The following is a 26,443-nucleotide window of genomic DNA, read 5'->3' on the forward strand; positions in this document are numbered from 1 at the left end:
CGGGAGTTTCAGGTGGCATAACCATCGGAAGGTTGGAGAACCGCCATGGGATACCACCGCTTCAATCGGGAAGATTTGGCCGAGGCCGTTCGCACAAGTGTGCTTCCCCAGCATGCGGGACTGCTGCTCTCGACCGCGAAAGCCGTTGAAGAACTCAGGATCCTGACCGGCGATTTCGTCACGTCCGACGAGGAGATGGCTGACGAAATCTCCAAGGTCGCGGTCGGGATGGGCTGCGCCGTCGTGTTCGACGAACAGGCGGGGGCGGACAGACTGGCACTTTGAGAAGCAGCGCGCGCTGCCGGGTAGTCGGCGCGTCGTGCAAGGTCATCTCATAAGGCAGAAAAAAGCCCCGCAGGGCGCGACGACTGCGGGGCAGTCTTGGGAGGCGGCCAGAATCACCTGGCCGCGGTGCATTCTACCATTTTTGGCGGAATTTGCCTGTCCCGGCGCCGGTGCGGTCGCGAGGGCACGTCCGGCCTGGCAGACCTCGTTCACGACAGGCGGTGATCGGTCACGACCGCCCGTGGCGATCATTGGGCGGAAGGGCCGTCCTGCTGATTCTCGCCGGGATCGAAGCCGCCTGCGAACTCGACAGCGCTTTCCAACTCGCCGGGCTGGAAGGTGCGGACCTGAACCTGCGGCAGGAATTTTCCGAAGATTTCGGCCGCCGACTTCACGAAGCCGCCGGAGGCGAGCACCGCGACCCTCGGAAACCTGTGCCAGTCGCCGAGATATTTTAGCTCCGTAGCGATGTCCTTCATCACCGCGCCGAGCGTCATTCCCTCCAACTCCTCGACATTGGAGACGAGCCCGATTCGCTCGTAGCGGACGAGCTTCTCCTGAACCTGCCGATCCAGCCGTTCGATGTCGGCCTTCTGAAGGGTGCCGCGGGCGTCGACGACGAGGACGTGATCCGGAATCTGCATGGCGAATTCCTCCTGTCTCGCAAAACCGGAAAGGGAGGGATTGGTTTCATCCGCCGCGTATGCGGCCCGGCTTTCCGTCAGTCGCGGGAACAGCGGGAGCCGACCATCGCGCAATTGGCAGGCTGATAAGCGCCGGCGGTCGACGTGGCCTGGCAACCGGCCGAGGCGCATGCCGAGATGCCCACGACAAGTGCAAATAGCGTTCGGCTGAGTTGAAACATCATCGCGAGACCTCTCAATGTCCAGCCGAAGCATTCAACAACGGCTCGCTGTCCCGCGCAATGCAACAAAAGGTTATCCGGCACGGTAGAGATATAACGGGCTGCGGACCGCGGAAGTCGCGAATGAGTTTGGGAGGTCGGTACGCTCGGGGGAATTGCGATGATCTGCGTCTACGCAGTGACGTGCGATCTTGAGACCAGGCCACTTCGTTGAATACGCCGCCGCCCGCCAGTCAGGAACCGGTCTCTGGCAGGCAGGCCAGCGTCCCCCGGCCGGGATCTTCCTCGGAAACCTCAACCACTATGATTTTGCTCTTGAGGAAGCGTGCCTTCAGCCGCTGACACTCCTCATCGGTGAGCCCTTTTCGAATGGTCGTCTCGTCATTGTCGATCGCGTGAACCAGCCGATACTCCTCAGCCCCTGCGACGCACGTGGCGCCCATCACGGCGCCTAAAGCAAACGCAATACGCATGTTGCCCTCCCAAACCCGAGGACAGGATGCGCCAGTCGGCGGATACCTGCAAGGCAGAGGCAAAAGCCTGGGCAATCGCCGCCGTGGCCACCCCAGAAGGATTCGCATGCGTTCGCCAGCGAATGCCGGGACTAGTTGCTGGCGGCAAGAAACAAGGAACCATTTCGAGCCGAAGTTGTTGGCAAGCTGATCTATATCGGCGTAGAATCAGGGTGACATTTCGCCGTTGTGCACGAACCAGTTCAATATCAGCTCAATGGAAGGAAAATAGTCATGAAGACTATGATTTGCGCCGCGCTGATAAGCTTAGGCACCGTGGTCTTGCCGGTGCTGCCGACGCACGCGGCTAGCGCAGGCGAGCCCTACTTCTGGAAGGGGTTTCGATACCAGATAGGGCCTTTCTACGGTTGTTGGACCATCCGCTATGGCAACCAGGGCTGGAACAACAACTGTGATTGTGAGTTCGTCCAACGGGTTGTCGTGCGTGACGGCAAGCGTGTCGTCCAAACCGTACGCGAATGCTCCAAGCTCTAGGCGCGGTGCCTAGCGTGCGCTGTCGCAATGTCGATGGTGTACGGGGCGCCTAATATTCCGAGTGTATATTCACCGCTGACACGCAGTGGCGAATGTCGGTCGCTGCGTGAGACCTTCATAATTCACCGGCTGCTTCATGTGGCCGGGCAGTGCCCGCCCCGCGATTCGCCGCCGGCGTTCTTCATCTGCGCGATGCTGGAAGCGTGGCCGAGCTTTCAGCCAAAAATCGCAGGTTAGCCGACGCTTATTCGACGTTTTGGCGGGGATGAAAACTAAGTCTTTGAAAAGCTTGGTACGCCCAAGGGGAATCGAACCCCTGTTACCGCCGTGAAAGGGCGGTGTCCTAACCGCTAGACGATGGGCGCGCCTAAGACGAGCGCCTTATAGTTGGGTTGCCTTCATGCGGCAACCCGTGAAAAGCGCACCTTGAAAACTTTTTGCTGCAGATGCCGACCGACCATGAGGGAGAGGTGAGGGGCATGCCCGTTGACGTGTCCCGTTTGGCAGTGGGAGGGCATCGACAGATGAGACCAGCGGCTCGTGGTTCTGCTTAGCTGAAAGGGCGGGGACGTGGCCGTCGGCGTGTCAGCCGGCTACGGGAGGGGTGGCAAAGCGGACCAGCCGAGGCCGGGCTCAGGCCCTCAACCGAGTCAGGGTCAGGTCTTGCGACCGCCGCACTTCCAGTTCCAGTCGCGTTCCGGGCCGACGTCGATGTGGATGGACTGGTGGCAATAGGTGCCGACGCCGCCGCGGCCGGGCATGGAGCGCACGTAACGCGCCAGTTCCCACTTGTTGACGCCGGGCATCTGCACGTCGACTGCCGCGCAATACATGTGCTGCGACTTCTCGGCGCCCCGGACCTTCTTGTTGTAGGACGGACTGCGATAGCCGGATGTGACGACCAGCCGTTTGCCGAAATGGCGCTCGACCTGCTTCAGCATCCGCACCAGATTAGGCTTCAGGCAGGCCGTGTCGACGGTTTCGCGCTGCTTCAGCAGGCCGTTGGGGGCCAGGCGAGCGAGGCCGGCGGCGGAAGCCACGTCATAAGAACCGATGTCCTCGTAGACGTCGATGTCGCTGTCGTCGTCGATGCCGGACTTGCGCTTGATCTCGAAAAGATTGGTCTTGCGCACGCCGGGCAGCGCGAAATCGCCGCTGCCGTCGTCGACGCCGTCATCCGCCGCACCGAGCGAGGCGAAGCGGACCGCGGCCTCCTGCTTGCGCTTCTCGTCGTTCGGATCGGGAAGGGTGATGACCGGCTTTGCCTTGGCTTCGCGCTTCGCGGCCGCGGCTGGCGCGGCTTGGGCAGGGTCAGCCCTGGCGGGCGTCGCTCCGAAGAAGGAGGAGAGGAAGCTCTTCTTCTTGGGCTCGATCGGGGTAACGGGCATCGTGCCGGCGGTCAGGATCGGGCCGCCATTCTCGAGCACCTGGCCGGTTGGAGAAGGCCCGAGTTCGGAGGGATCCGCCGCTTTGGCCGCTGTCGCGGACGTTTCTGCCTTCGTCGTTCCGGCCTCGCCCTTGGCAGCGGCCAAGGCGGCCTCCGCGGCGCTCTGCTCGTTGGCCTTGGACGCCTCGGCGGTTTTCGTCTCGCCTGGCTTCACGCCGGGGAGGGCAGCGGTCTTCTCCGGCTGGCTCGCGTCGCTTTTGCCCGCCTTGCCGCCTTCGCCGAGTTGCAGATCAACGGCCGTGGAACCGGCCTCCGAGCCGGCGTCGGCAAATTCCATCGAGGGCTCGGTGGTCGAAGAGCAGGAGGCGAGCAGCACGGCAAGAAGCGCTGCAACGGCTGCGCTGCGTCTTCCGCTCGCCGGGCGCATTCCTGAATTCAAACGTTTCCCCTACTCGCTTGCGCTGCCGCGGGTCCGGCGTCTCGTCGCCCTCGCTCACTCGCCCCCGGGTGAACCGACGAATCTGCAGCGCCCGAACCGGTCCCGATTATGTGCGAAATGAGACCGGATCATGTCTTTCAAGCCACCTTTTCGCCCGCTTTGGGCCCCGTGGTCAATGGCGGAAGCTTCAAAGAATGTTACACGCGGACCTTCACATAGGTGCCGGGCGCCTCGCCGAGCACCTTCACGCCCTTGCCGGGTTTCCTGGCTTTCACGCGGCGGTCGTCCTGCGCGAGAATCCATTGCTGCCAGTGCGGCCACCACGAGCCGGCCGTCTCCGTGGCCTTGGCCATCCAGTCTTCGAGACTGCCGGTCGGCTTACCGCCGGTCCAGTACTGGTACTTCATCGATCTCGGCGGGTTGACCACTCCGGCGATGTGGCCGGAGCCGGTGAGCACGTATTCGACCTTGCCGCCGAAATACCGGGAGCCGAGGAAGACCGACCGCGCCGGCGCTATGTGGTCTTCCTTGGTGGCGAGATTGTAGACCGGGATCTTTATGTCGGAGAGCGACAGCGTGCGGCCGGCAAGCTCCATCCGGCCCTGCGCCAGCGTGTTGTCGAGATAGCAATTGCGCAGGTAGTAGGAATGGTTGGCGGCGGCCATCCGGGTGGAGTCGGCATTCCAGTAGAGCAGGTCGAAGGGCAGGGGGTCCTTGCCGCGCATGTAGTTGTTGACGACGTAGGGCCAGATCAGGTCGCCCGAGCGGAGCATGTTGAAGGCGGTCGCCATCTTGGTGCCTTCGAGATAGCCCTTTTCGTTCATCGAACGCTCGACGGCCGCGACCTGATCCTCGTCGACGAAGACCTTCAGGTCGCCGGCATAGGTGAAATCCACCTGCGTGGCGAAAAACGTCGCCGAGCGGATGCGGTCGTCGCCTTCCTGCGTCATCAGGGCCAGCCCGGCGGCGAGCAGCGTGCCGCCGACGCAGTAGCCGATGGCGTTCACCTCGCGCTCGCCGGTCGTGCGCGCGATCGTGTCGAGCGCGTATTGCAGCCCCTCGCGGATATAGGCTTCCCAATCCTTGGCGCCGTGCCGCTCGTCCGGGTTGACCCAGGAGACGACGAAGACGGTGTGGCCTTGCTCGACCGCCCAGCGGATGAAGGATTTTTCCGGGTTGAGGTCGAGTATGTAGAACTTGTTGATCCACGGCGGGCAGATCAGCAGCGGCCGCTTCAGCGCGGTCGTTGTCGCCGGCTCGTACTGGATGATCTCGGCGACATCGCTGCGGCCGACGATCTTGCCGGGGGTGGTCGCGAGATTCCTGCCGACCTCGAAAGAGGAATAGTCGGCCTGCCTGAGCTTCAGGTCGCCCTTTCCGGCTGCGATGTCCTCGGCGAGCATCTTCATGCCGCGCACCAGGTTCTCGCCGTTGGACGCCATGGTCTCGCGGAAGAGTTCGGGATTGGTCAGGATGAAGTTCGACGGCGAGATCGCGTTGGCGACCTGCTTCACGTAGAAGCTTGCCTTGTGACGGGTGTGCTCGTCGAGCCCGTCCGCCTTGTCGACGAGGTCGGCGGCCCAGCGGGAGGTGACGAGATAGACCTGCTTGAGGAAGTCGAAAAAGGCGTTTTTGCCCCATTCGGGGTCCTGGAAGCGCTTGTCGCCGCGTTCGGGGGTTATCGCCTCAGCCGGCTCAGCGCCAGTCCTGGCGCGGCTGATCGCATTGCCCCAGACCGTGAGGTAGCCGGCGAAAAGACGCGTCTGCGCCTCCAGCGCGCGGGACGGGTCGGACAGCCAGTATTCCGTGACCTTGGAGAAGGTCTTGACCATGTCGGCCACGGGCTCGGCGACGGAATCACGGATTTCGCCGCGCTCGCGGGGCTCCGCCCAGGCGGATGCGGCCTTGCCGGCCTGCTCGATCATGTGGGCAAGGTTCAGCGCAAAGCGTTCCGGATCCTTGACGAGGTACTGCTCGACCTCCGGCGCTTCGCCGGCGTCACCTTTCTCCGGCGCGGCTGCCTTGAACATGGGCGAAGCATTCCTCCTCAAGCGATTTCTTGACATATTAGCATGGGACGTCCAATGCGTCCTAACGCGCAGGGATGGGCGAAGATATGACTTATGGTAAAGGCGAACGGTATTTCCCGGGCTTGACGGCCGTGGCGCTGGCCGCCGCATTGTCCGCCACCGCCTGCAGCAGCACCACCAACGAGGATGTGCCGGTCGCCCAGGGCCGCAGCGGCGGTCCGACCGACACCGGCACCTTCCCCAACCTGAACATCCCGCCGCAGGCAGCGACCGCGCAGTTCACGGAAGACGAGAAGCAGGCGAAGCTCGCGCAACTGCGCGCCGTGCAGCAGAGGCAGAATCCGGGTGCCTCCGCCGAGTCGGCGGAAGCCCGCCGCAAGCGGCTGCAGGTCTCGCAGGACGAGCAGGCCGATACGCTGAAGGTCATCGAGGGCGAATAGCCCGCGCAGACGCTCGACCCTGCCTGCAAATCGGTATATATCGCGGCGCCAATCAGCCCCGCAGCGCCTGGATTTCTGACGATGGAAGAGTTTCACAAGGTTCGCCGCCTTCCGCCCTATGTCTTCGAGCAGGTCAATCGGCTGAAGGCCAGCGCCCGATCGGCCGGCGCCGACATCATCGATCTCGGCATGGGCAATCCCGATCTGCCGACGCCGAAGGCAATCGTCGACAAGCTGTGCGAGGTCGTCCGCGACCCGCGCACGCATCGCTACTCCTCCTCTCGCGGCATTCCTGGACTGCGCCGCGCCCAGGCCAATTATTATGCCCGCCGCTTCGGCGTGAAGCTCGACCCGGACAGGCAGGTGGTGGCGACGCTCGGCTCGAAGGAAGGCTTCGCCAACATGGCGCAGGCGATCACCGCGCCCGGCGACGTGATCCTGTGCCCGAACCCGACCTATCCGATCCACGCCTTCGGCTTCATCATGTCGGGCGGCGTGATCCGCTCGCTGCAGGCCGAGCCCGACGACAATTTCATCCCGGCGCTCGAGCGGGGGGTACGCCACTCGATCCCGAAGCCGCTGGCGCTGATCCTCAACTACCCGTCGAACCCGACGGCGCTGGTGGCGAGCCTCGATTTCTACAAGGACGTGGTCGCCTTCGCGAAGAAGAACGACATCATCATCCTCTCCGACCTCGCCTATTCGGAGATCTATTTCGACGGCAATCCGCCGCCCTCCGTGCTGCAGGTGCCCGGCGCGGTCGACGTGACCGTTGAATTCACCTCGATGTCGAAGACCTTCTCCATGCCCGGCTGGCGCATGGGTTTCGCGGTCGGCAACGAGCGGCTGATCGCGGCGCTGACGCGGGTGAAGTCCTATCTCGACTACGGCGCGTTCACGCCGATCCAGGTGGCGGCGACGGCCGCCCTCAACGGCGACGGCGCCGACATCGCCGAGGTGCGCGAGGTCTATCACAAGCGCCGCGACGTGATGGTCGACAGCTTCGGTCGCGCCGGCTGGGACATCCCGCCGCCGGCAGCGTCGATGTTCGCCTGGGCGCCGATCCCGGAGCCGTTCAGGCATCTGGGCTCGCTGGAGTTCTCCAAGCTGCTCATCGAGCACGCGGACGTGGCGGTGGCGCCGGGCGTCGGCTTCGGCGAGCATGGTGACGATTATGTGCGGCTTGCCTTCGTAGAGAACGAGCACCGCATCCGCCAGGCGGCCCGCAACATCAAGCGCTTCCTCGCGTCGTCGGCCAAGCAGCCGAACAATGTGGTGACGCTGGCCACGCGGCGCTGATCCGTATTTCTTGGCAAGCATTCGATTGAGGGACTTTTCGGCAGATGGCTGAAGCACTGCGTGTGGGAATTGCGGGTCTGGGCACGGTTGGCGCGTCGGTCGCGCGGGTACTGTCTGATAAGGCCGCCGAACTGACCCGCCAGTGCGGCCGGCCGATTGTTGTCGCCGCCGTTTCGGCGCGCGACGCCAGCAAAGATCGCGGCGTCGACCTCTCTTCGGCGACGTGGTTCGTCGATCCCGTGAAGCTGGCCGAGCAGGCCGACATAGACGTTTTCGTCGAGTTGATCGGCGGCGACGAGGGACCGGCGCGCGCGTCGGTGACGGCCGCGCTCGAAGCGGGCCGGCACGTCGTCACCGCCAACAAGGCCCTGCTTTCGAGGCACGGCGTGGCGCTCGCCGAGATCGCCGAGACGAAGGGCGTTCTGCTCAACTACGAGGCGGCGGTGGCGGGCGGCATCCCCGTCATCAAGACGATGCGCGAGGCGATGGCCGGAAACTCGGTCAGCCGGGTCTTCGGCATCCTCAACGGCACCTGCAACTACATCCTGACCCGGATGGAGGCCGAGGGGCTGTCCTTCGACGCCTGCCTGAAGGACGCGCAGCGGCTGGGCTATGCCGAGGCGGACCCGACCTTCGACATCGAGGGGCACGACACCGCGCACAAGCTGTCGATCCTGACGGCGCTTGCCTTCGGCACGAAGATCGCGGCCGACGACATCTACATGGAAGGCATCTCCAACATCAGCCAGGCCGATATCCGCGCAGCGGGCGAACTCGGCTACCGCATCAAGCTGCTCGGCGTCGCGCAGCGCACCGAGAGCGGCATCGAGCAGCGCGTCCACCCAACCATGGTGCCGACGGCTTCGGTCATCGCTCAGGTGCACGGCGTCACCAACGCGGTGGCGATCGAGACGGATATCCTTGGCGAGCTGCTGCTCTCCGGCCCGGGCGCCGGCGGCAACGCGACGGCGTCGGCCGTCGTCGGCGACATCGCCGACATCGCCAAGAGCCGGCCGGGCTTCCAGCACGGTCCGGTGTTCGGCTGGCCGGCGAAGGAGCTGAAGCCCTACAAGAAGGCACAGATGCGCAGCCACGCCGGTGGTTATTTCATTCGGCTCACGGTGCACGACAAGATCGGCGTCTTCGCGGCGATCGCCAAACGCATGGCCGACAACGACATTTCGCTGGAATCGATCGTCCAGCATTCCGCCGGCGCCGACAACCAGAAGACCGTGATCCTCGTCACCCACGAGACCACCGAGGCGGCGGTACGCAAGGCGACCGACGGCATCACCAAGGACGGCCATCTGACCGACAAGCCGCAGGTCATCCGCATCGAACGGGCGGGCTGATCCAACCATCCTGACACGGGCGGTTTGCGGACCGGCAAGGAGCGTGCGAACTTCGGCGCAAGCGCTCATGCCGGATCGAGGAGGTCGCCAATGCCCGATGAAATGCTCCAGCTTCAATGCGTGACGTGCGGCGGGCAGCTTGAAGTATCGATGCGGGCGATAGGCAGGGGGCGCGAGGCACGGTGCCCGGCCTGTGGCACGGTGGCCGAGATCCCCTATCAGGCAACTCTCGACCGCCTGTGGGTTTCCGAGGTCACGCCGGTTCCGTCGGCAGATGCCGGCGGATCGAAAGTACGGGTGGCGATCGCCTACGGACCAAAGGACAGTCCCATGCTCACGGCGAAGTGGGAATTCGACGAACGACAATTCGACGATGGCGACGTCGTCGCCGGAGCGCGCCACTATTTCCATCATCTCGTGCGCGGGCTTGCCGACGCCACTGGTGGCTGGGCGATGACGGCGGAAGAGTTGAACGAGATCGAATGGCCGCGGCAGTGAATCCGACTTCCGGGCCTGCGTCCTAGTGGCGGACAAGCGCACCTTCCTCGGCGTGAAGAGATCGGCGACCGGGCTCTGCTGGGAGCACCGGCTGACCGAGCGCCAGGAGATGATCGCGCTCACCATGGCGCAGTCGCACGGCGTGCCCGACATCGTCGCGCGGGTGCTCGCAGGCCGCGGCGTGACGGCGGAGGAGACCGAGCGGTTCCTCGACCCGACGATCAAAAACCTCCTGCCCGATCCCGCGTCGCTGACCGACATGGAGCGTGCCGCCGCGCGCATTGCCAGGGCGATCCGCAACCGCGAGAAGGTGGCGATCTTCGGCGATTACGACGTCGATGGCGCGGCGTCCTCGGCGCTGCTCAAGCGCTTCCTCGACTTCTACGGCATCGAGTCCGAGATCTACATTCCCGATCGCATCTTCGAAGGCTACGGCCCCAATCCGGAGGCGATGCGGGAACTGGCGAGCCGCGGCGCGAGGCTGATCGTCACCGTCGACTGCGGCACCAACAGTGCGCCCTCGATCGATGCGGCGCTGCTGGCGGGCGCCGAAGTCGTCGTGCTCGACCATCACCAGGTCGGTGGACCGCTGCCAGTGGCCGTCGCGGTGGTCAATCCCAATCGCGAGGACGATCTGTCGGGGCAGGGGCATCTCTGCGCGGCGGGCGTGGTGTTCCTCACGCTGGTGCAGACGGCGCGGCTGCTGCGCATCGAGCGGCCGGATGCGCCGCAGCCCGATCTTCTGTCGCTCCTCGATCTGGTCGCGCTGGCGACGGTCTGCGACGTGGTTCCGCTCATCGGCGTCAACCGCGCCTTCGTGGTGAAAGGGCTGATCGCCGCGCGCCAGCAGAGGAACGAGGGGCTCGCAGCTCTGGCACGCATCGCCCGGATCGGCGAACCGATCAACACGTTCCATCTCTCCTTCCTGATAGGTCCGCGCATCAATGCCGGGGGACGCATCGGCGACGCGGCGCTCGGCAGCCGGCTGCTCGCGACCGACGATCCGGTCGAGGCAGGGCAGATCGCCGAGACGCTCGACCGGCTGAACCAGGAGCGGCAGGCGATGGAGCAGGGCATGCTTGCCGAAGCCCGCGCCGAGGCCGACGCCGAACTCGCGGGCGGCGCGGGTCCGGCGATCGTCGTCACCGCCAGCCAGAACTGGCATCCGGGCATAGTTGGCCTGCTCGCCTCGCGGCTGAAGGAGCACGCGCGGCGTCCGGCCTTCGCGATCTCGTTCAACCCGAACGGCGTCGGCACCGGTTCCGGCCGCTCGGTCAGCGGCTTCGATCTCGGCCGGCTGGTGCGCGAAGCGGCAGCACTTGGGCTGATCGTCAAGGGGGGCGGCCACGCGATGGCGGCTGGCATCACCGTCGAACGCGAGAGGCTTGGCGCGCTGCGCGCCTTCTTCGAGGAACGCGCGGCGGCCGAGGTGTTCCGGCTGCAGGACGAGGAGGTTCTCGACATCGACGCGGCGCTCGCCGCGGAAGGCGCGACGCTCAGCCTGCTCGAAACGCTGGAGAAGGCGGGGCCGTTCGGGGCGGGACACGTCCCGCCGGTCTTCGTGCTGCCGCGGCACAGGCTGGAGGATGCCCGCCTGGTCGGCACCAATCACGTACGCGTCGATCTCAGGTCCGACGGCGGCGGGCGCATCCAGGCGATCGCTTTCCGCGCGGCGGACACGGTGCTCGGCGATTTCCTCTTCGCCAATCGCGGCCAGACGGTGCACGTTGCCGGCTCGCTGTCGGGAAGCTACTGGAACGGCAACCGCAAGGTGGATTTTCGCGTCATCGACGCGGCGCTGGCGAGTTAGGCCGGGGCATCGGATTCATCCGAAAACCGCTTCGCACGATGCTTTTAGGCCAGAACCGTCTGCAGCCGCTGCAGGTCGGCGAGGTGCGCCTTGGTCGTCTCGTAGCCGATGCGGATCGCCTCGTCGGCGCGGTGAAACTCGGTCAGTCCGATATGGCCGAGTTTCGGCTGCAGCGACAGGTCCGGCGGATCGCCGGCGAGCCTGGCGCGGGAAATGCGGTCCTGGATGATGTTGAACGCCTCGACCATGACGCCGGTCAGGCCTATGCGCGCTTCCTTCGACCGAGACTCGGCATTGAAGCGGGCAGCCGGGGAGGAGTCCTGCTCGACCATCAGCTCGCCGGCGCTGTGCTTGATGACCGCGGCGCGGCCGAAAAGGTCGTAGTGCAGGTTCACGGCGACCACCAGCGGCTGCTCGTAGGCGCGGCAGACCGACACGGGCACCGGATTGACCAGCGCGCCGTCGACCAGAACGCGCCCGTTTGTCGCCACCGGCTCGAATACGCCGGGCAGCGCATACGAGGCGCGCATGGCGGTGATGAGCAAGCCGCTGGACAGCCAGATTTCGTGGCCGGTGCGGATTTCGGAGGCGACGCAGACGAAGGGTTTCGGCAGGTCCTCGAAGCGCGCGCCGTTCATGTGCTCGCGCAGTTTCGTGTCGAGCTTCATGCCGCCGAACAGGCCGCTGCCGCCGAAATTGAAGTCCAGCAGGCCGAAGAGGCGGCGTTTTGTCAGGCTGCGGGCGAATTCCTCGAGCGCGTCGAGCTTGCCGGCGAGATAGCAGCCGCCCACCAGTGCGCCGATCGAAGTGCCGGCGATCATCGAGACCTCGATGCCGGCTTCGTCGAGCGCTCGGAGCACGCCGATATGCGCCCAGCCGCGGGCCGCGCCGCCGCCGAGGGCCAGCGAGATGCCGGTCTTTTTGGGAGGCACGGGATTGGTAACACCACCTGACGATGCCGGGCCATTGGCTTCCCGGGCATCAGGCCTGCCGCGAAATGACGCCCAATCGAGCATCACAATCTCCTGATCCGCGCCGAGTTTATCCCGACGCCGTATCGAAATGGTGAATCTGTGTGCCGGCTGTCAATGGAAGGTTCACGAGCTGCTTCGGTATGTCTTTTCCGCATCGAAAAGCGGCTCGCTGCCATCGGTTGCAAGAGAAACCCTGCCGTCGACCAGCCCCGCCGTCCGATAAAAACAAGAACGCCGTCCCGTGTGACAAGTTGCATCGTGACCGGCAACTTTGACCTTCAACCATACGGCATCCTGGTCACAATCCGTGCGCAGCTCCACCACTTCCTGGAGGTTGCCCGACGTCTCGCCCTTCTTCCAGAGGCTGCTGCGCGAGCGCGACCAGTAGTGGGCGATGCCGGTATCGAGGGTGAGCGCCAGCGCCTCGGCGTTCATGTGCGCGACCATCAGCAGCATGCCGTCGCCGGCGTCGGTGACGACGGCGGTGACCAGACCGTTGGCGTCGAAGCGCGGGGAGAAGACGGAGCCTTCCTCCAGCGCCTTCTTGTCGGCCGGCGGCGCGGCGAATGTGATGGTGGTCATAGGCTAGCCCCTGCGGCCCGGGACAGGGCCGCGTTTCTGGAAAGATGTCACGTGGGCCGGAATGCCACGCCAGCGGCACCCGCCATATTCAGCCGGCGACGAAGCCGCCGCGCACCATGGTCACGAAGCGCACCTGCTCTTCCGGGTTGTCCCGGAAGGTGCCGGTGAAGGTGGAGGTGAGGGTGGTCGAGCCCTGCTTGCGGATGCCGCGCATGGCCATGCACATATGCTCGGCCTCGATCATGACGGCGACGCCGCGCGGGTTGAGCACATCCTGGATGACGCCGGCGATCTGCGCAGTCATCGCCTCCTGCGTCTGCAGGCGGTGCGCGAAGATGTCGACGACGCGGGCGATCTTCGACAGGCCGACAACCTTGCCGTCAGGCAGGTAGCCTACATGCGCCTTGCCGATGATCGGCACCATGTGGTGTTCGCAATGCGAGTGGAACTTGATGTCACGGACGATGACGAGATCGTCGTAGCCGGCGACTTCCTCGAAAGTGCGGCCGAGCTCGTCGGCCGGACACATGTCATAGCCGTTGAACATCTCGCGATAGGCCTTGGCGACGCGCTTGGGCGTGTCGATCAGTCCTTCGCGAGTGGGGTCGTCGCCGGTCCAGCGCAACAGCACGCCGACGGCTGCCTCGACTTCCGCCTCGGTCGGCCGGTCGGTGACCGGCCTGTCCATGTAGGCAGAAGGCGGCATGATCTTCTTAATGACGGCATCCATCAGGGTGTCTCCCGTAGTTCCCCTCGAGGGAGGAACGAGTTGAACGGATCACAGCCTCCATGGGAACCGCCCATAGCTGCGAAGTCTGCTCCGTACAGGCGGTCCGCCGCCTTGTCGATTTCGGAGCGTATTCATTATATATGTGCGGAGAGTACGAAAGGAAGATGCCGGGGCGGCATCTACCGGTCGCCGGACGGCGGCGGATTGGAAAATCATGATCGACGACGTCTACAACGCGAAAATTCTTGGCTTTGCTGGAAACATCGCGCGCATCGGGCGGCTCGAACAGCCGGACGCTACCGCAACGGCGCATTCCAAGCTTTGCGGCTCGACCGTCACCATCGATCTTCGGATGCAGGACGGCATCGTCACGGACTTCGCCCATGTGGTGAAGGCCTGCGCGCTCGGGCAGGCATCGTCCTCGATCATGGCCGAGAACGTCGTCGGCGCCTCGTCCGAGGAGCTTCGCGCGGTGCGCGAGGCCATGCTGAGGATGCTCAAGGACAACGGCCAGCCGCCGGAAGGCCGCTTCGCCGACCTCAAATATCTGGAGCCGGTGCGCGACTACAAGGCGCGCCATGCATCGACGATGCTCACCTTCGACGCTGTCGTTGACGCCATCGGCCAGATAGAGAAGAAGCGCGAGGAGCAGGCGGCCTAGAGGGCTTCCAGCTCCGCCCTGACCTCTGCGATCAGCCAGTCGGCGAAGATGCGGGCGGACGGGCTCAGCGCATCGAAATCAGGCGCGACCATCCAATAGCTGCCGAACGGCAACGTCACAGGATAGGGCTGCACGAGCGAACCCTCCCTGAGCTGGGCCGCGTTCATGAACAGGTCGCCGAGCGCGACCCCATGCCCGAGCGCCGCCGCGCGCGTGGTCAGCGTTCCGTCGGCGAAGATCGGCCCTCGTCCCGGCGTCACGCTTTCGGCGCCGGCGACCTTGAGCCAGCGCGCCCAGCCGTCGCGATTTTCCTCGTGGAGCAGCGTATGACTTACGAGATCCGCGACCGTTTCGAGCGGCGGTCCTTTTGCCAGAAGATCCGGAGAGACCACCGGCGTCGCCGGGCTGTCGAACAGATGACGCGACTGCGTTCGCGGCCACTCGCTCCGCTTTTCGCTGTGCCTTACCGCGAGGTCGGCCTCGTGCGTTCGAAACTCGGTGAGGCGCGTACTGACGTCCACCGCGACGTCTATGCCCGGATGCCGCCGGTGGAAATGGTTCAACCTGGGTATCAGCCAGGTGCCGGCAAAGAAGGGTTCGGTGCTTACCCTTACCAGCTCGTCGCGCGGCCTCGCCTGGATTTCGGTAAGCTTCCGGTCGATCGTGTCGAAGCTTTGCGTGAGGTGTCCGAGAAGGTCCTGTCCCGCTTCGGTCAAGACGACGCGCCGGTGAAGGCGTTCGAAGAGCTGTTGGCCGATTTGGGCTTCCAGTTCCCTGATCTGGCGGCTGATAGCGGCCTGCGAGACGAAAAGCTCTTCCGCAGCGCGGCTGAAGCTCAAATGCCGGCCGGCTGCTTCAAAGCTGCGCAAGGCGGTCAGGGGCAGTCGGCCGCGCTTCATGGTGTCGTATAACCTCAAGTCATACAACGCCGAAATTATACTCGTTTGAAGCAGAGCGCCAGCCGCGGTCTACTCCTGTTAACCAGGAGACACGGCCATGAACGACTATCTCGAAATCTTCAGCGACGTTGTCCTGCTTGCCACTTTCCAGCCGCGATACCGCGAACGATATCCGGCGGCTTCGGTTGTCAAAGAGACTGTCCGTGACTGTCCACGGGCGATCACGGCATCGGAACGGCGATTCGAGGGTCCGGTGCGTGCATGAAGACGCCTCCGCACCGGATCGCCGTTGGTCGTGCTAGCCGGCGAGCAGATCACGAACCATCGGCATGACTTTCGTGCCGTAGAGCTCGATGCTCTTCATCATGTGCTCATGCGCCAGCGTGCCCGACGAATATTTCATGTCGAAGCGGCTGACGCCGAGCGCCTTGACGGTCTGGGCGATCTTCTTCGCCACCGTCTCGGGCGAGCCGACGTAAAGCGAGCCCATGTCGGCCTCGGCGTTGAACCGCGCAATGCTCGTCGGTCCCCAGCCGCGCTCGCCGCCGATCCTGTCATGCATCGCCTTGTAGCCTGGCCAGAGCTGCGTGCGCGCTTCCTCGTCCGTCTCGGCGATATGACCCGGCGAATGCACACCAAGCGGCAGCGCCGGCTTCTGCAACTGCTCGGCGGCGCGATGGTAGAGATCGACGAACTGGCGAAAGCGCACCGGGTCGCCGCCGATGATGGCAAGCGTCATCGGCAGCTCGTACTGCACCGCGCGCACCACCGATTCCGGGCTGCCGCCGACGCCGATCCATGCCTTGAGCGTGCCGTTCTCGACCTGCGGATAGACGATCTGGTCCTTGAGGCCCGGATGGATCGAGCCTTTCCAGGTCACCGGGCCCTGCTTGAGCAACGCTGCGAAGAGATCGAGCTTTTCGGAAAAAAGGCGCTCGTAGTCGCTGAGCGAATAGCCGAAGAGCGGGAACGATTCGGTGAAGGAGCCGCGCCCGAGGATCACCTCGGCGCGGCCGTTGGAAATCGCGTCGATCGTCGAAAAGCGCTGGAACACGCGGATCGGGTCGTCCGAGCTAAGCACTGTGACCGCCGAACCGAGATGGATGCGGGTCGTGCGCGAAGCGATCGCGGCCAGCACCACGTCCGGCGCGGAGACGGCGAAGTCGTCGCGATGGTGTTCGCCGACGCCGATGAAATCGATGCCCACCTGGTCGGCCAGCACGCCTTCGTCGATGAGGTTGCGCAGCACCTGCGGCTGCGACAGAAGCTTGCCGTCCTTGTCGACGGTCACGTCGCCGAACGTGTCTAGTCCGAGTTCGATCTGCTGCTTGTCTGGCATGGCGTTCACTTCGGCTCGATTTTCGCGATTGGGCTTGGGAAGATACGGCGCGACACTTAGGTATGGCGCGACGGTCGATCAAACCGCCATGAAGTGAACAGTCTGTCGGCGAAGTTCAAGCAGGCACCGCGAAGTAACCAAGTGACCGGGCATTCACACAGGGAGCAAAACCGCACGGCCGGCCGCAACTGGCCGGGGCCCTGGCGCAAGACGCCGGGCAGGGTGGCCGGCACGTCGCTGGTCCGCCTCTATCAACTCACGCTGTCGGGCTTCATCGGCAATTCCTGCCGCCACCTGCCGACCTGCTCGGAATACGCGCATGAGGCGATCGCCCGGCACGGGCTCTGGACCGGCGGCTGGTTGGGACTTTTCCGCGTCATGCGCTGTGGCCCGGGGGGTACGCACGGCATAGACCGAGTACCGGAGGCGCTGGACGCCCGCTACCGCTGGTTCACGCCGTGGCGATACTGGTCGATCGGAAGGCGAGCCTAGGCCGGTTCATTCCCGGAATTGTTCCGGCACGTCCTAGTGGCTTCGTTTCAGCTTGCGAAGCAATCGTTCCGAGGCTGGTTTCAGGGACTTCCATTCGAGGTAGGTCGTTTCGGCGTCGAGGTCGTCTTCCCAGGCCTGGGTCAGGACAGCGCCCTCCAGCCCGGTGGATGCGGACGACTTGCCCGCCTTCATCGGCCACTTCGCCTTTGTGAGGGCAGGCACGACCAGCCCGCCGGGGACGGCGGTGGCATATTCGCACGAAGTCGGGTCGCAATGCTCGTCGACAAGCGCGACCAGCGCAGTGGCGGACGGCGAGACAAAGAGCCCGACCACCTCATGGTCTGCTGCCTTTCGCACAAAATAAGCTTTCAACGACAACGAGACCGAACCGGGGCGAGAGGCATTTTGCGGGCGACAGGTGAATGATCACCAGATCGTGAGCATGCTTACTATTAGATTCCGAGCGCCCCCGCCACAGGATTGCCGATCAACTTATTGTACCAGCCTCGATATCGCCGTCTACCTATGATGGGCGCGAGCCGGTTCGCCGGGCGCCGACCCGTCTCCACGGGACGCCAAACGCCGCAGCCTGCAACCGCTCCATGCCGTCTTTCAACTTTTGCTTGCCGGCTGCGGCAGGTGCTGGCAGGCTCGCGACTCGTTGGATTTGCGCAGGAGAGGGAGGCCGGAATGGCTCACAAGTTCGAGATCTACAAGGACAAGAAGGGCGAGTACCGCGTCCGCTTCAAATACAACAGCGAAGTGATGTTCTCGACCGAGGGCTACACGACCAAGAAAAGCGCACAGAACGCCATCGACTCGATGAAGAAGAACGGCCCCGGCGCGCCGGTCGAGGACAACAGCGAAGACGCCTGAGGCGCCCTGACAGGGGTCGCCGGCCGGATCAGGGCCGACCCAAGACGTTTGAACGCGCCGGCGTGGGCTTTACCTGCGCCGGCGCGACGCTTATGTAGCCTGCCGGTCGCCGGCGAGCCAGATCCATCGACACGCCTCGGCCGATCCACCACACCACCCGCGCTCGTTTGCGGGACTGGATAGGAGAAGACCCTTGGCTGAAGTTTCCCTCAGATTCCCCGATGGTTCCGTCCGCAGCTACGACGCCGCCACGACCGGCGCGGCCCTGGCGGAATCGATCTCCAAGTCACTGGCGAAGAAGGCGGTCGCCTATACGCTGGACGGCACGCTGCGCGACTTGTCCGATCCGCTCGGAAAATCCGGCAGCATCGAGATCGTCACCCGCAACGATCCGCGTGCGCTCGAACTCATCCGCCACGACGCCGCCCATGTGCTGGCCGAAGCCGTGCAGGAACTCTGGCCGGGCACGCAGGTGACGATCGGTCCGGTCATCGAGAACGGCTTCTATTACGACTTCGCGCGCAACGAGCCGTTCACGCCGGAAGACTTTCCGGTCATCGAGAAGAAGATGCGCGAGATCATCGGGCGCAACAAACCCTTCACCAAGGAAGTGTGGGACCGCGAGCGCGCCAGGAAGGTTTTCCGCGACAAGGGCGAGGGTTACAAGGTCGAGCTGATTGACGCGATCCCCGAGGACCAGGATCTCAAGATCTATGCGCAGGGCGACTGGTTCGACCTCTGCCGCGGCCCGCACATGGCCTCGACCGGGCAGATCGGCAACGCCTTCAAGCTTATGAAGGTGGCCGGCGCCTATTGGCGAGGCGACGCCAACAACCCGATGCTGACGCGCATCTACGGCACCGCCTGGGCTGACCAGGCCGAGCTCGACCAGTATCTGCACATGCTGGAGGAGGCCGAGAAGCGCGACCACCGCAGGCTTGGCCGCGAGATGGACCTCTTCCATTTCCAGGAGGAGGGGCCGGGCGTCGTCTTCTGGCATGCCAAGGGCTGGAAGATGTTCCAGAACCTGATCTCCTACATGCGCCGCCGCCTCGGCGACGACTATCAGGAGGTCAACGCTCCCCAGGTGCTCGACAAGAGCCTGTGGGAAACCTCGGGCCACTGGGGCTGGTACCAGGAGAACATGTTCGCGGTGAAGTCCGCGCATGCCTTCACGCATCCCGACGACGAAGATGCCGACCAGCGCATCTTCGCGCTGAAGCCGATGAACTGCCCGGGACACGTGCAGATCTTCAAGCATGGGCTGAAATCCTATCGCGACCTGCCGATAAGGCTGGCTGAGTTCGGCAGCGTGCATCGCTACGAGGCGTCGGGCGCCCTGCACGGGCTGATGCGGGTGCGCGGCTTCACGCAGGACGACGCGCATATCTTCTGCACCGAGGAGCAGCTCGAGGCCGAGATCCTCAAGATCAACGAGCTGATGATGTCGGTCTATGCCGATTTCGGGTTCGACGAGGTGGTGGTGAAGCTCGCCACGCGCCCGGAAAAACGCGTCGGCACCGACGGCGCGTGGGATCATGCCGAGGACATCCTGCGCCGCGCGCTCGCCCGAATGGCGCGCGAGGACAACCGCATCAAGACCGGCATCAACGAAGGCGAGGGCACGTTCTACGGCCCGAAGTTCGAGTACACGCTGAAGGATGCGATCGGCCGCGAGTGGCAGTGCGGCACGACGCAGGTCGACTTCAACCTGCCGGAGCGTTTCGGCGCGTTCTACATCGGCTCGGATTCGGAGAAGAAGCAGCCGGTCATGGTGCACAGAGCGATCGCCGGTTCGCTGGAGCGCTTCCTCGGAATCCTCATCGAGAGCCATGCCGGCCAGATGCCGCTCTGGTTCGCGCCGGTGCAGGCGGTGGTGACGACCATCACCTCCGACGCCGACGACTATGCCCTGGAAGTGGCTACGAAGCTCAAGGATGCGGGGCTCAGCGTCGAGACCGACCTGCGCAACGAGAAGATCAATTACAAGGTCCGCGAGCACTCGCTTGCCAAGGTGCCGGTGATCCTCGTCTGCGGCAAGCGCGAGGCGGAGGAGGGGACGGTCAATATCCGCCGCCTCGGCTCGCGCGACCAGCAGTCGATGACGCTGTCAGCCGCGATGGAAGCGCTGGTCGATGAGGCGACGCCGCCCGACATCAAGCGCAAGCGCGCCGCGAAAATGGCTGCATGAGAAAAGACGCCGGGCCTCAGACCCGGCGTCTGCTTTTCGTCAGCAGGTCCTGGCGGTTCCCGACGTCTGGAGAGGACATCTCGGCTTCATCACCGGCACCTGCGGGCGAGGCTGTCGCTGGATGGCCAGGCTGTCGATCTCGCGGTTGAATTGCTGGCGCTGCTGAAAGTCGAGCCGTCTTTCCCGGTTGTTGAGGTTCTGCAACTGGGCCGGGCTGAGCGTGGTCAAAGGACGATTGAGATCGATCGACTGGGCGGGAGCGACAGTCGGCACGATGGCCAGCGACAATGCCGCGCCGAAGGCCCAGCCACGATTCGAAAGGTGCTTCATCAGGCATAGGTAGTGCGCCTGGACGCGAAGCCCAAGCCCGAAGGAGCCTCGCGCTTGACGGAGTTTCGTCAGTGGGCCCGGTTCAACACCGTCCTGCATCGGCCAGCCTCTGCGTGCAGGTGACGCCGCCGTAGTAGCGTGCATTCGCGCCGTCGCGGTAACCGTCGCGGTAGCCCTGCCTGTAGGCAGTCCCCCTGGGTGGATAATAGACCCGGGATGGAGCGTAGTACCGGGGCGCGTAATAGCGTGGCGCATAGTAGCTGTCGTCATAATAACGGCGGCCATAGTAGCCACCGCCATAACCGCCATAATAGCCGCCGCCATAATAGTAATTGCTGTTCGCGATGGCCCCGCCGATCAGCGCGCCGGCTACGAATGCACCGGCAGGATACCACCAGCCATTATTGTTGTGATAGCCGTGGCGGTAGTAGGGGTATCCCCGATAGCCCCCGCCTCCGTGCCATCTGTCGCGGATCTGGGTGACGTCGGATTGCGCGGCTGCGGTCTTGGGCAGGAAGATCGGCGCGGCGTCGGCTTGACCGCTATGGAAGATTCCGGGAGTTGCGAACGTCACGGCAAACGCAGCCGCGGCGAGACCTGTAACAAGCTTTCTCATGGCGATGTCCTCGCTGAAGCACACAGTCCCTTCACTACAACGATACAACAATCGCTATTGTTCCGCATCAGCATCTTGTGCGGCGCCGGAGGACGTGACGTGACGCAATGGCAACTCGCCCATGGAAGACAGATCGAGCTTGGCGCCAGAGCTTTGCTGATGGGCATACTGAACGTCACGCCCGACAGTTTTTCGGACGGCGGAGAATTCAGCGAGCGTGACCGGGCCGTGGAGCATGCGCGGCGCATGGCCTCCGAGGGAGCCGACATCATCGATGTCGGCGGCGAATCCACCCGGCCCGGCGCCACGCCGGTTTCAGCGCACGAGGAACAGGCCCGTATCCTGCCGGTCATCGAGGCACTGGCTGGGGATGGCAATTTCGTCATTTCCGTCGATACATACCGGGCTGAGACGGCGCGCCTGGCGGTCGCAGCCGGCGCCCATATCGTCAACGATGTGCATGGCGTGCAGCGCGAGCCCGATGTCGCCCGGCTGGCGGCCGAAACGGGCGCCGGCCTCGTCATCATGCACACGGGGCGCGACCGCCAGCGGCTTCCCGACGTCATCGCCGACGAATTCCTCTTCCTTCGGAAATCGCTGGAGATCGCCCGCCAAGAGGGCGTGGCGGATGCCCAGATTGTGCTCGATCCGGGCTTCGGATTTGCCAAGCGCAGCGAAGAGAACCTTCAGCTCATGGCCCGGTTCGGCGAGTTGCGGGCGCTGGGGTTCCCGCTGCTCGTCGGCACTTCGCGCAAGCGCCTGCTCACCGACATCGAAGGCGGCGACAAGAAGGCACGCGACGCCGGCACGGCGGCGACCAGCGTCATCCTCAGGCTGAAGGGTGCGGCGATCTTCCGCGTGCACAACGTCGCGGCGAACCGGGACGCGCTGGCATTCGCCGATGCCATGCTGGAGCGGGAAAAGGTTTTAGGCCGTTAGGGCAGGGTCGGGCTTCAGCGGCGCTGGGCTTGTCTGCTGCGGATCGGCGCCGATGCGGCGATAGACGAAGCCCTCGTCCCCCGGAGCCACGTCGCCGGCGGGACGGCCGGACGTGGCGACCGCCGTCATGCGTGCATGAAGGGGTGATTTTATGCAGGCGGGGTCGGTGGCCGCGGCATCGCCGGCGATCGCCATCGCCTGGCAGCGGCAGCCGCCCCAGTCGATCTCGCGCCGCTCGCAGCTCCGGCACGGCTCCAGCATCCAGTCGGTGCCGCGGAAGGCGTTGAAGGCCGGCGAATCCGCCCAGATCTCGGCCAGCGTGCGCGACCCGAACTGCTCGAACGTCAGCGAGGGGATCGTCTGCGCCGCGTGGCAGGGCAGCACGGTGCCGTCCGGCGCCACCATGAAAGCGTCGCGCGCCCAGCCTCCCATGCAGGGTTTGGGATAAGTGGCGAAATAGTCGGGCGGCACGAAGTCGATGTTCATGATGCCGGTAAGCCGTTCCCGCGCTGCCTCGACGATTTCGGCCTGGCGCTCGACGGAGGCGCGATCGGGCATCAGCGCATCGCGGTTGACGAGCGCCCAGCCGGCATATTGCACATTGGCGATCTCCAGCCGCTCGGCACCGAGCGACAGCGCAAGCTCGATGAATTCCGGCACCTCCTCGATGTTGTGGCGGTGGATCGGCGCGTTGATGGTCAGCGGCAGGCCGGCCGCGCGGGCGCGCCGCGCAGTCTCCAGCTTCTTTTCGTGGCTGCCCTGCAGATTGCCGATGCGCGCGGTGGTCGCGGCACGCGCGCCCTGGAAGCTCAGTTGCAGATGGTCGAGCCCGGCCTTGGCGAGCGCTTCGATGCGGCCTTCGGCGATGCCGACGCCGGCGGTGATGAGGTTGGTGTAGACGCCACGCCGGGAAAGCCCGGAAACCAACTGCTCGAGGTCGCGGCGCAGCGTCGGCTCGCCGCCCGAGAGGTGGACCTGGAGCACGCCGAGATCGGCTGCCTGGTCGAACAGGGCAAGCCAAGTCTCGGTGTCGAGTTCCCGGTTGGCCTTCAAAAGCTCAGTCGGATTGGAACAGTAGGGGCACTGCAGCGGACAGCGGTGCGTCAGTTCCGCCAGCATGCCGATCGGGGGCAGGAGAGGGGCGCTCATAGCTTCACCAGCAGCTTGTCTGACCACTCCTGAAGGAAGGCGTTGACGTCGGCCGCCACGTCCTCCTCCGGTGCGTTGTACTCGCGGGTGAGATCGGCAACGATCCTGTCGATCGGAGAGTGCCCGTCGCAGCGGCGCAGGATCTCCAGGCTGATCTCGTTTGGCCAGAAGACGTTTTCCGGCGATAGCACGGCGAATGCCTGCCGGACGGGATCATATTGGATGCGCACATGTTTCGGCAGCGCGGGCACGGCCTGCGGCGACACCATCGCGCGTTCGCGCAGCGCCGTCATTTCGCGGCCTCCTCCGGACGGAAGGCGCCGGGTGGAATGTTGTTGTCCTCGCCATAGGCGTGCTGAAGCGCGTCCAGCATCGCCCACAGGATATCGCATTTGAAGATCAGCGCGTCGATCACCGCCTGCTGCCGCTTCGGCGTGTCGGCGTGCTCCAGCACATAGGCCAGCGCGAAGTCGGCATCGCGCGACGCCTGCTCGGGCCGCTTGCTGAAATAGGCGAGAGTGTCCTCGGTGACATAGTCGTATTTGGCGAGCATCGCCGGCACGCGCTCGCCGATGATGACCGGCGAGAACAACTCGGTCAGCGACGAGGCGACGGCTTCGAGCAGCGTGCGGTTGGTGCAGAATGAGAGATAGGCGCCGACCGCGAAGCGTGTCGCCGGCAGGGCGAACCTTTCACTCTTGACGGCATCGGCATCGAGACCAAGCGAGGTGGCCAGATGCAGCCAGCGGGCGATGCCGCCGCTCCAGCCGTCGTCGCCGTCGTGATCCTCGATGCGCTTGCGCCATTCTGCGCGGAAGGCGGGATCTTCGGCGCGGGCGAGGATCATCGCATCCTTGCGCGGAATGACGGCCTGGTAGCAGTAGCGATTGAGCGCCCATGCCTGCAGCTCGCCCTTCGAGAGAGCGCCCGAAACCATCCGGTGATGATAGGCGTGACGGTTGTGGTAACGCTCGGCGCCGACCTGCCGGAGCGCGGCTTCCAGGTCGGTTGCAGACATGCCGTTCCCGGCTGCAGCGTGAAAGTTCACAGCTCGATCTCCATGCCGTCATGGGCCACTTCCCAGCCCGCCGAAACGACGGCGGCGTGCTCGGCCGAATTCTCGTCGAGGACCGGGTTGGTGTTGTTGATATGGACGAAGATGCGCCGTCCGATCTTCACGTTTTCGAGACCGGCTATCGAACCCTGCGGTCCGGACATGGCGAGATGACCCATGCGGCCCCCGGTCTTCCAGCCGACCCCTGCGGTTATCATCTCGTCGTCGGTGAAAACGGTGCCGTCGAAGAGAAGGCAGGCGGCTCCTGTCAGGCGGGCGCGCAGGGCGTCGTCGATCCTGGCGCAGCCGGGAATGTAGAACACCGAAGCGCGGCCGTTTCGGCCCGCGATACGGACGCCGACCGTGTCGCCGCTGTCGGAGCTGAAGTCGGCATCCGGGCGGCTGGAATCTTCCATGTAGAGCGCCACCTTGCCGGGCACCGCAAAGCTCTCGATGCGCACGCCGGTCCCATGATCGTCCGCATCGCAAATCTCGAATTCGCCACCGGCGGGAAGCTCGCGCCGCGGCACCACCACCCGGTCGAGCACGTTGAAGATCGGATTGGCGTCGAGCACCGCCAGAACCTCCGTTGTCGCGTAGATGGCGAAAGGCTGGCGCTCGCGCAGGCTGAGCAGCCCGGCGACATGGTCGACATCGGCATTGGTGAGCACGACGGCGCGGATAGGGCTGGAGCGCAGCGGCGCTTCAGGGGAGGGCTGCAGTTCGGGGGTTTCGGCGATCTGCTGCAATATGTCGGGCGATGCGTTGAAGAGTACCCAGTCGCGTGCGCCGGCCGAGGCTGCGAGGCTCGACTGCGTCCGGCGACGCACACCTCGAGCGCCGCTTCGAGCCGCGCGGCTCAGCCGGTAGTTGCAGTTCCATTGTGGAAAGCCGCCACCCGCCGCCGATCCAACGATCTTGAGCCGCAACACCACCTCTGCCTCGCGAGGGCCACGATCGGCCGGGAGAGTTGCAACATCGCTCACATCGCGGCCGAAATCGTCCGCGCCAAGGCTTTTCATGGAAGTCTGCCTGACGAAAGGGTGCGTGCCCCGTGTGCCGGAACACGCACCTTTGCGGCCTACTTCTTGGGAGTCATTTGAGCAGGCAGATACCGCGAAATCTCAAAGCCCGCGGGAACCTGGCACATAGTCGGTTTGGTCCAGCTTTTCATTCATTCCTCCTGTTTGCACCGGCCCGTGAGGGTCGATCCGATCGTCGATAGCCATTGCAAAGGCACCGGAGTCGCAATGGCTCGTCCATTTAAATGGACAAATGAAAGGGGCAGGTTCTGAAAGCTCTTAAAATAAAACATATAGGTCCAGCCGCATCGGATTCAAATCATTGTGTGATCGGCTTGTTCTGCTCGTCGATCAGCGGCACGTTGTATTCGAACAAGATCTTGTTGATCTCCTCCTGATTTTCCCGGATGACCTTGTTGAGCGTCCGCTTCCATTCCTGGTCAGACGGACGCACGCCCATGGTGATGCGGTAGACCATGCGCGATCCGGTCTTCTCCTTGATCAGGGGAACGATCGTCAGATCGGCTCCGGATTCGCGGGCGTAATAGCCGGCCATCGGTCCCCACAGGATCGCCACGTCGATGACGCCGTCGAGCATGTCCTTGATCATCACCTCCGCCATGGAAGGGGCGAAGCGGGTGTCGACCATCAGCGGGTAGTTCTTGGCATTCTTCATCAGGCCGGCCGTGGCCATGTTGGCCGAGGGCGGAGTCCCTCCGACGATACCGATCTTCTTGTCGGCGAGCTTCGGGTCCTCGATCGTTTCGACGCCGTCGAGGCCGCTGCCCTTCTTGGAGACCATCACATAGGTCGAGCGGTAGTAGGCGTTGGTGTTCTGCACCAGCTCGTCGCCCTGCGCGTAGCCCATGATGATATCGCAGCGATTGGCCCTCAGCGTGTTGCGCACGAAGCCGGTGGCCATCGGATACCAGGTATAGGCAACCGACTTGCGGCCGGTCTTTTCAGCCACGAGCTCGGCAAGCTTGTTTTCGAAACCCTCGCCGCTCTCGTCCGTGAACGGCATGTTGGAGGGATCGGCGCAAACCCGGAGCACATCCGGATCCACGAGTTCGCCCGCGGCACCGAGCCCGGCGCCCTGTGCAAGGGCAGCGGACGGCGCCGCCGCGACCGCGAAGACCAGGGCCAGCAATCCGATGTGGGAGCGCCGAAGGGTCAT

30 protein-coding genes and 1 tRNA gene are annotated in these 26,443 nt (G+C 64.4%); 13 read left to right on the plus strand and 18 right to left on the minus strand.

All coding sequences use genetic code 11. The annotated features are described in order from the left end of the window. Positions 1-45: 45 nt before the first annotated feature. A complete protein-coding gene (locus D8676_RS17380) occupies positions 46-285 on the plus strand; it encodes a hypothetical protein (RefSeq protein ID WP_245426867.1) in 240 nt (79 codons plus the stop codon). A 248-nt stretch (positions 286-533) separates the two neighbouring features. Here D8676_RS17380 and D8676_RS27360 read toward each other — a convergent pair whose 3' ends face one another. Further along, complete coding sequence (locus D8676_RS27360; RefSeq protein ID WP_183097128.1) at positions 534-929, minus strand: STAS/SEC14 domain-containing protein; 396 nt, start codon at positions 927-929, stop codon at positions 534-536. Between the two features lie 454 nt (positions 930-1,383). Then, positions 1,384-1,623 carry a hypothetical protein gene (locus tag D8676_RS17390; RefSeq protein ID WP_121582344.1) on the minus strand — a complete coding sequence of 80 codons (240 nt, stop codon included), beginning with the start codon at positions 1,621-1,623 and terminating at the stop codon, positions 1,384-1,386. A gap of 273 nt (positions 1,624-1,896) precedes the next feature. Here D8676_RS17390 and D8676_RS17395 point away from each other — a divergent pair, with 273 nt between their 5' ends. Beyond that, a complete protein-coding gene (locus D8676_RS17395) occupies positions 1,897-2,157 on the plus strand; it encodes a hypothetical protein (RefSeq protein ID WP_121582345.1) in 261 nt (86 codons plus the stop codon). 290 nt (positions 2,158-2,447) lie between these two features. Here the strand turns inward: D8676_RS17395 and D8676_RS17400 are convergent. From D8676_RS17400 to phaC, 3 genes are all read right to left on the minus strand, one after another. Next, positions 2,448-2,522: transfer RNA gene (locus tag D8676_RS17400), tRNA-Glu, on the minus strand. 291 nt (positions 2,523-2,813) lie between these two features. Further along, positions 2,814-3,971, minus strand: a complete 1,158-nt coding sequence (locus D8676_RS17405) for a YcbK family protein (RefSeq protein WP_121582346.1) — start codon at positions 3,969-3,971, stop codon at positions 2,814-2,816. 209 nt (positions 3,972-4,180) lie between these two features. After that, positions 4,181-6,013 carry a class I poly(R)-hydroxyalkanoic acid synthase gene (gene phaC / locus D8676_RS17410; RefSeq protein ID WP_121582347.1) on the minus strand — a complete coding sequence of 611 codons (1,833 nt, stop codon included), beginning with the start codon at positions 6,011-6,013 and terminating at the stop codon, positions 4,181-4,183. A gap of 86 nt (positions 6,014-6,099) precedes the next feature. Between phaC and D8676_RS17415 the strand changes: the two genes are divergently transcribed. From D8676_RS17415 to recJ, 5 genes are all read left to right on the plus strand, one after another. Then, on the plus strand, positions 6,100-6,453 hold the full coding sequence (locus D8676_RS17415; RefSeq protein ID WP_147448210.1) for a hypothetical protein: 354 nt from the start codon (positions 6,100-6,102) through the stop codon (positions 6,451-6,453). Between the two features lie 81 nt (positions 6,454-6,534). After that, entirely contained in the window at positions 6,535-7,752 is a 1,218-nt protein-coding gene (locus D8676_RS17420) for an LL-diaminopimelate aminotransferase (protein ID WP_121582349.1), read from the plus strand. A 44-nt stretch (positions 7,753-7,796) separates the two neighbouring features. Continuing rightward, positions 7,797-9,104, plus strand: a complete 1,308-nt coding sequence (locus D8676_RS17425; protein WP_121582350.1) for a homoserine dehydrogenase — start codon at positions 7,797-7,799, stop codon at positions 9,102-9,104. Between the two features lie 90 nt (positions 9,105-9,194). Beyond that, positions 9,195-9,602 carry a hypothetical protein gene (locus D8676_RS17430; protein ID WP_147448211.1) on the plus strand — a complete coding sequence of 136 codons (408 nt, stop codon included), beginning with the start codon at positions 9,195-9,197 and terminating at the stop codon, positions 9,600-9,602. Positions 9,603-9,627: 25 nt separating this feature from the next. Continuing rightward, positions 9,628-11,412, plus strand: coding sequence for a single-stranded-DNA-specific exonuclease RecJ (recJ, locus tag D8676_RS17435; RefSeq protein WP_121582352.1), 1,785 nt, complete (start codon positions 9,628-9,630; stop codon positions 11,410-11,412). A gap of 44 nt (positions 11,413-11,456) precedes the next feature. Here the strand turns inward: recJ and D8676_RS17440 are convergent, their stop codons facing one another. The 3 genes from D8676_RS17440 to folE form a co-directional block, all read right to left on the minus strand. Next, complete coding sequence (locus D8676_RS17440) at positions 11,457-12,428, minus strand: patatin family protein (RefSeq protein ID WP_121582353.1); 972 nt, start codon at positions 12,426-12,428, stop codon at positions 11,457-11,459. Between the two features lie 81 nt (positions 12,429-12,509). Next, complete coding sequence (gene hisI / locus D8676_RS17445) at positions 12,510-12,968, minus strand: phosphoribosyl-AMP cyclohydrolase (protein ID WP_121582354.1); 459 nt, start codon at positions 12,966-12,968, stop codon at positions 12,510-12,512. Between the two features lie 88 nt (positions 12,969-13,056). Further along, the gene (gene folE, locus D8676_RS17450; protein ID WP_121582355.1) at positions 13,057-13,698 is read right to left on the minus strand and encodes a GTP cyclohydrolase I FolE; all 642 of its coding nucleotides are present in this window, start codon (positions 13,696-13,698) and stop codon (positions 13,057-13,059) included. Positions 13,699-13,912: 214 nt separating this feature from the next. Between folE and D8676_RS17455 the strand changes: the two genes are divergently transcribed. Next, complete coding sequence (locus tag D8676_RS17455) at positions 13,913-14,359, plus strand: iron-sulfur cluster assembly scaffold protein (RefSeq protein ID WP_121582356.1); 447 nt, start codon at positions 13,913-13,915, stop codon at positions 14,357-14,359. On the opposite strand, the gene D8676_RS17460 is transcribed toward D8676_RS17455, so the two are convergent. Beyond that, positions 14,356-15,258 carry a LysR substrate-binding domain-containing protein gene (locus tag D8676_RS17460; protein ID WP_121582357.1) on the minus strand — a complete coding sequence of 301 codons (903 nt, stop codon included), beginning with the start codon at positions 15,256-15,258 and terminating at the stop codon, positions 14,356-14,358. The two genes, D8676_RS17455 and D8676_RS17460, sit on opposite strands and share 4 nt — an antisense overlap. A gap of 97 nt (positions 15,259-15,355) precedes the next feature. Here D8676_RS17460 and D8676_RS27365 point away from each other — a divergent pair, with 97 nt between their 5' ends. Further along, positions 15,356-15,523, plus strand: coding sequence for a hypothetical protein (locus D8676_RS27365; RefSeq protein ID WP_183097129.1), 168 nt, complete (start codon positions 15,356-15,358; stop codon positions 15,521-15,523). 33 nt (positions 15,524-15,556) lie between these two features. Here D8676_RS27365 and D8676_RS17465 read toward each other — a convergent pair whose 3' ends face one another. Further along, positions 15,557-16,597, minus strand: coding sequence for an LLM class flavin-dependent oxidoreductase (locus D8676_RS17465; RefSeq protein ID WP_121582358.1), 1,041 nt, complete (start codon positions 16,595-16,597; stop codon positions 15,557-15,559). Positions 16,598-16,738: 141 nt separating this feature from the next. Between D8676_RS17465 and yidD the strand changes: the two genes are divergently transcribed. Then, positions 16,739-17,089 carry a membrane protein insertion efficiency factor YidD gene (yidD, locus tag D8676_RS17470; RefSeq protein WP_121582359.1) on the plus strand — a complete coding sequence of 117 codons (351 nt, stop codon included), beginning with the start codon at positions 16,739-16,741 and terminating at the stop codon, positions 17,087-17,089. A gap of 33 nt (positions 17,090-17,122) precedes the next feature. Here yidD and D8676_RS17475 read toward each other — a convergent pair whose 3' ends face one another. Then, complete coding sequence (locus tag D8676_RS17475) at positions 17,123-17,446, minus strand: hypothetical protein (RefSeq protein WP_147448212.1); 324 nt, start codon at positions 17,444-17,446, stop codon at positions 17,123-17,125. Between the two features lie 333 nt (positions 17,447-17,779). Between D8676_RS17475 and D8676_RS17480 the strand changes: the two genes are divergently transcribed. Then, positions 17,780-17,965 carry a YegP family protein gene (locus D8676_RS17480; protein WP_121582361.1) on the plus strand — a complete coding sequence of 62 codons (186 nt, stop codon included), beginning with the start codon at positions 17,780-17,782 and terminating at the stop codon, positions 17,963-17,965. A gap of 193 nt (positions 17,966-18,158) precedes the next feature. Next, entirely contained in the window at positions 18,159-20,156 is a 1,998-nt protein-coding gene (gene thrS / locus D8676_RS17485; protein ID WP_121582362.1) for a threonine--tRNA ligase, read from the plus strand. Positions 20,157-20,195: 39 nt separating this feature from the next. On the opposite strand, the gene D8676_RS17490 is transcribed toward thrS, so the two are convergent. Together D8676_RS17490 and D8676_RS17495 are read right to left on the minus strand one after the other, a co-directional pair. Continuing rightward, positions 20,196-20,486, minus strand: a complete 291-nt coding sequence (locus tag D8676_RS17490; protein ID WP_147448213.1) for a hypothetical protein — start codon at positions 20,484-20,486, stop codon at positions 20,196-20,198. A gap of 82 nt (positions 20,487-20,568) precedes the next feature. After that, a complete protein-coding gene (locus tag D8676_RS17495; RefSeq protein ID WP_147448214.1) occupies positions 20,569-21,102 on the minus strand; it encodes a BA14K family protein in 534 nt (177 codons plus the stop codon). Between the two features lie 159 nt (positions 21,103-21,261). Here D8676_RS17495 and folP point away from each other — a divergent pair, with 159 nt between their 5' ends. Next, positions 21,262-22,041 carry a dihydropteroate synthase gene (folP, locus tag D8676_RS17500; RefSeq protein WP_121582365.1) on the plus strand — a complete coding sequence of 260 codons (780 nt, stop codon included), beginning with the start codon at positions 21,262-21,264 and terminating at the stop codon, positions 22,039-22,041. Here the strand turns inward: folP and pqqE are convergent. From pqqE to D8676_RS17530, 5 genes are all read right to left on the minus strand, one after another. Then, positions 22,030-23,190, minus strand: coding sequence for a pyrroloquinoline quinone biosynthesis protein PqqE (pqqE, locus tag D8676_RS17505; RefSeq protein ID WP_121582366.1), 1,161 nt, complete (start codon positions 23,188-23,190; stop codon positions 22,030-22,032). The two genes, folP and pqqE, sit on opposite strands and share 12 nt — an antisense overlap. Continuing rightward, positions 23,187-23,483 carry a pyrroloquinoline quinone biosynthesis peptide chaperone PqqD gene (gene pqqD, locus D8676_RS17510; protein ID WP_121582367.1) on the minus strand — a complete coding sequence of 99 codons (297 nt, stop codon included), beginning with the start codon at positions 23,481-23,483 and terminating at the stop codon, positions 23,187-23,189. Before pqqD ends, pqqE begins: the two co-directional genes overlap by 4 nt. Further along, complete coding sequence (gene pqqC, locus D8676_RS17515) at positions 23,480-24,208, minus strand: pyrroloquinoline-quinone synthase PqqC (protein WP_121582412.1); 729 nt, start codon at positions 24,206-24,208, stop codon at positions 23,480-23,482. Before pqqC ends, pqqD begins: the two co-directional genes overlap by 4 nt. A gap of 26 nt (positions 24,209-24,234) precedes the next feature. Beyond that, positions 24,235-25,173 carry a pyrroloquinoline quinone biosynthesis protein PqqB gene (gene pqqB, locus D8676_RS17520; RefSeq protein WP_121582413.1) on the minus strand — a complete coding sequence of 313 codons (939 nt, stop codon included), beginning with the start codon at positions 25,171-25,173 and terminating at the stop codon, positions 24,235-24,237. A 412-nt stretch (positions 25,174-25,585) separates the two neighbouring features. Then, on the minus strand, positions 25,586-26,443 hold the full coding sequence (locus tag D8676_RS17530; protein WP_183097130.1) for a substrate-binding domain-containing protein: 858 nt from the start codon (positions 26,441-26,443) through the stop codon (positions 25,586-25,588).

Source organism: Mesorhizobium sp. YM1C-6-2 (genome assembly GCF_003666685.1).
Taxonomy (GTDB): domain Bacteria; phylum Pseudomonadota; class Alphaproteobacteria; order Rhizobiales; family Rhizobiaceae; genus Mesorhizobium_K.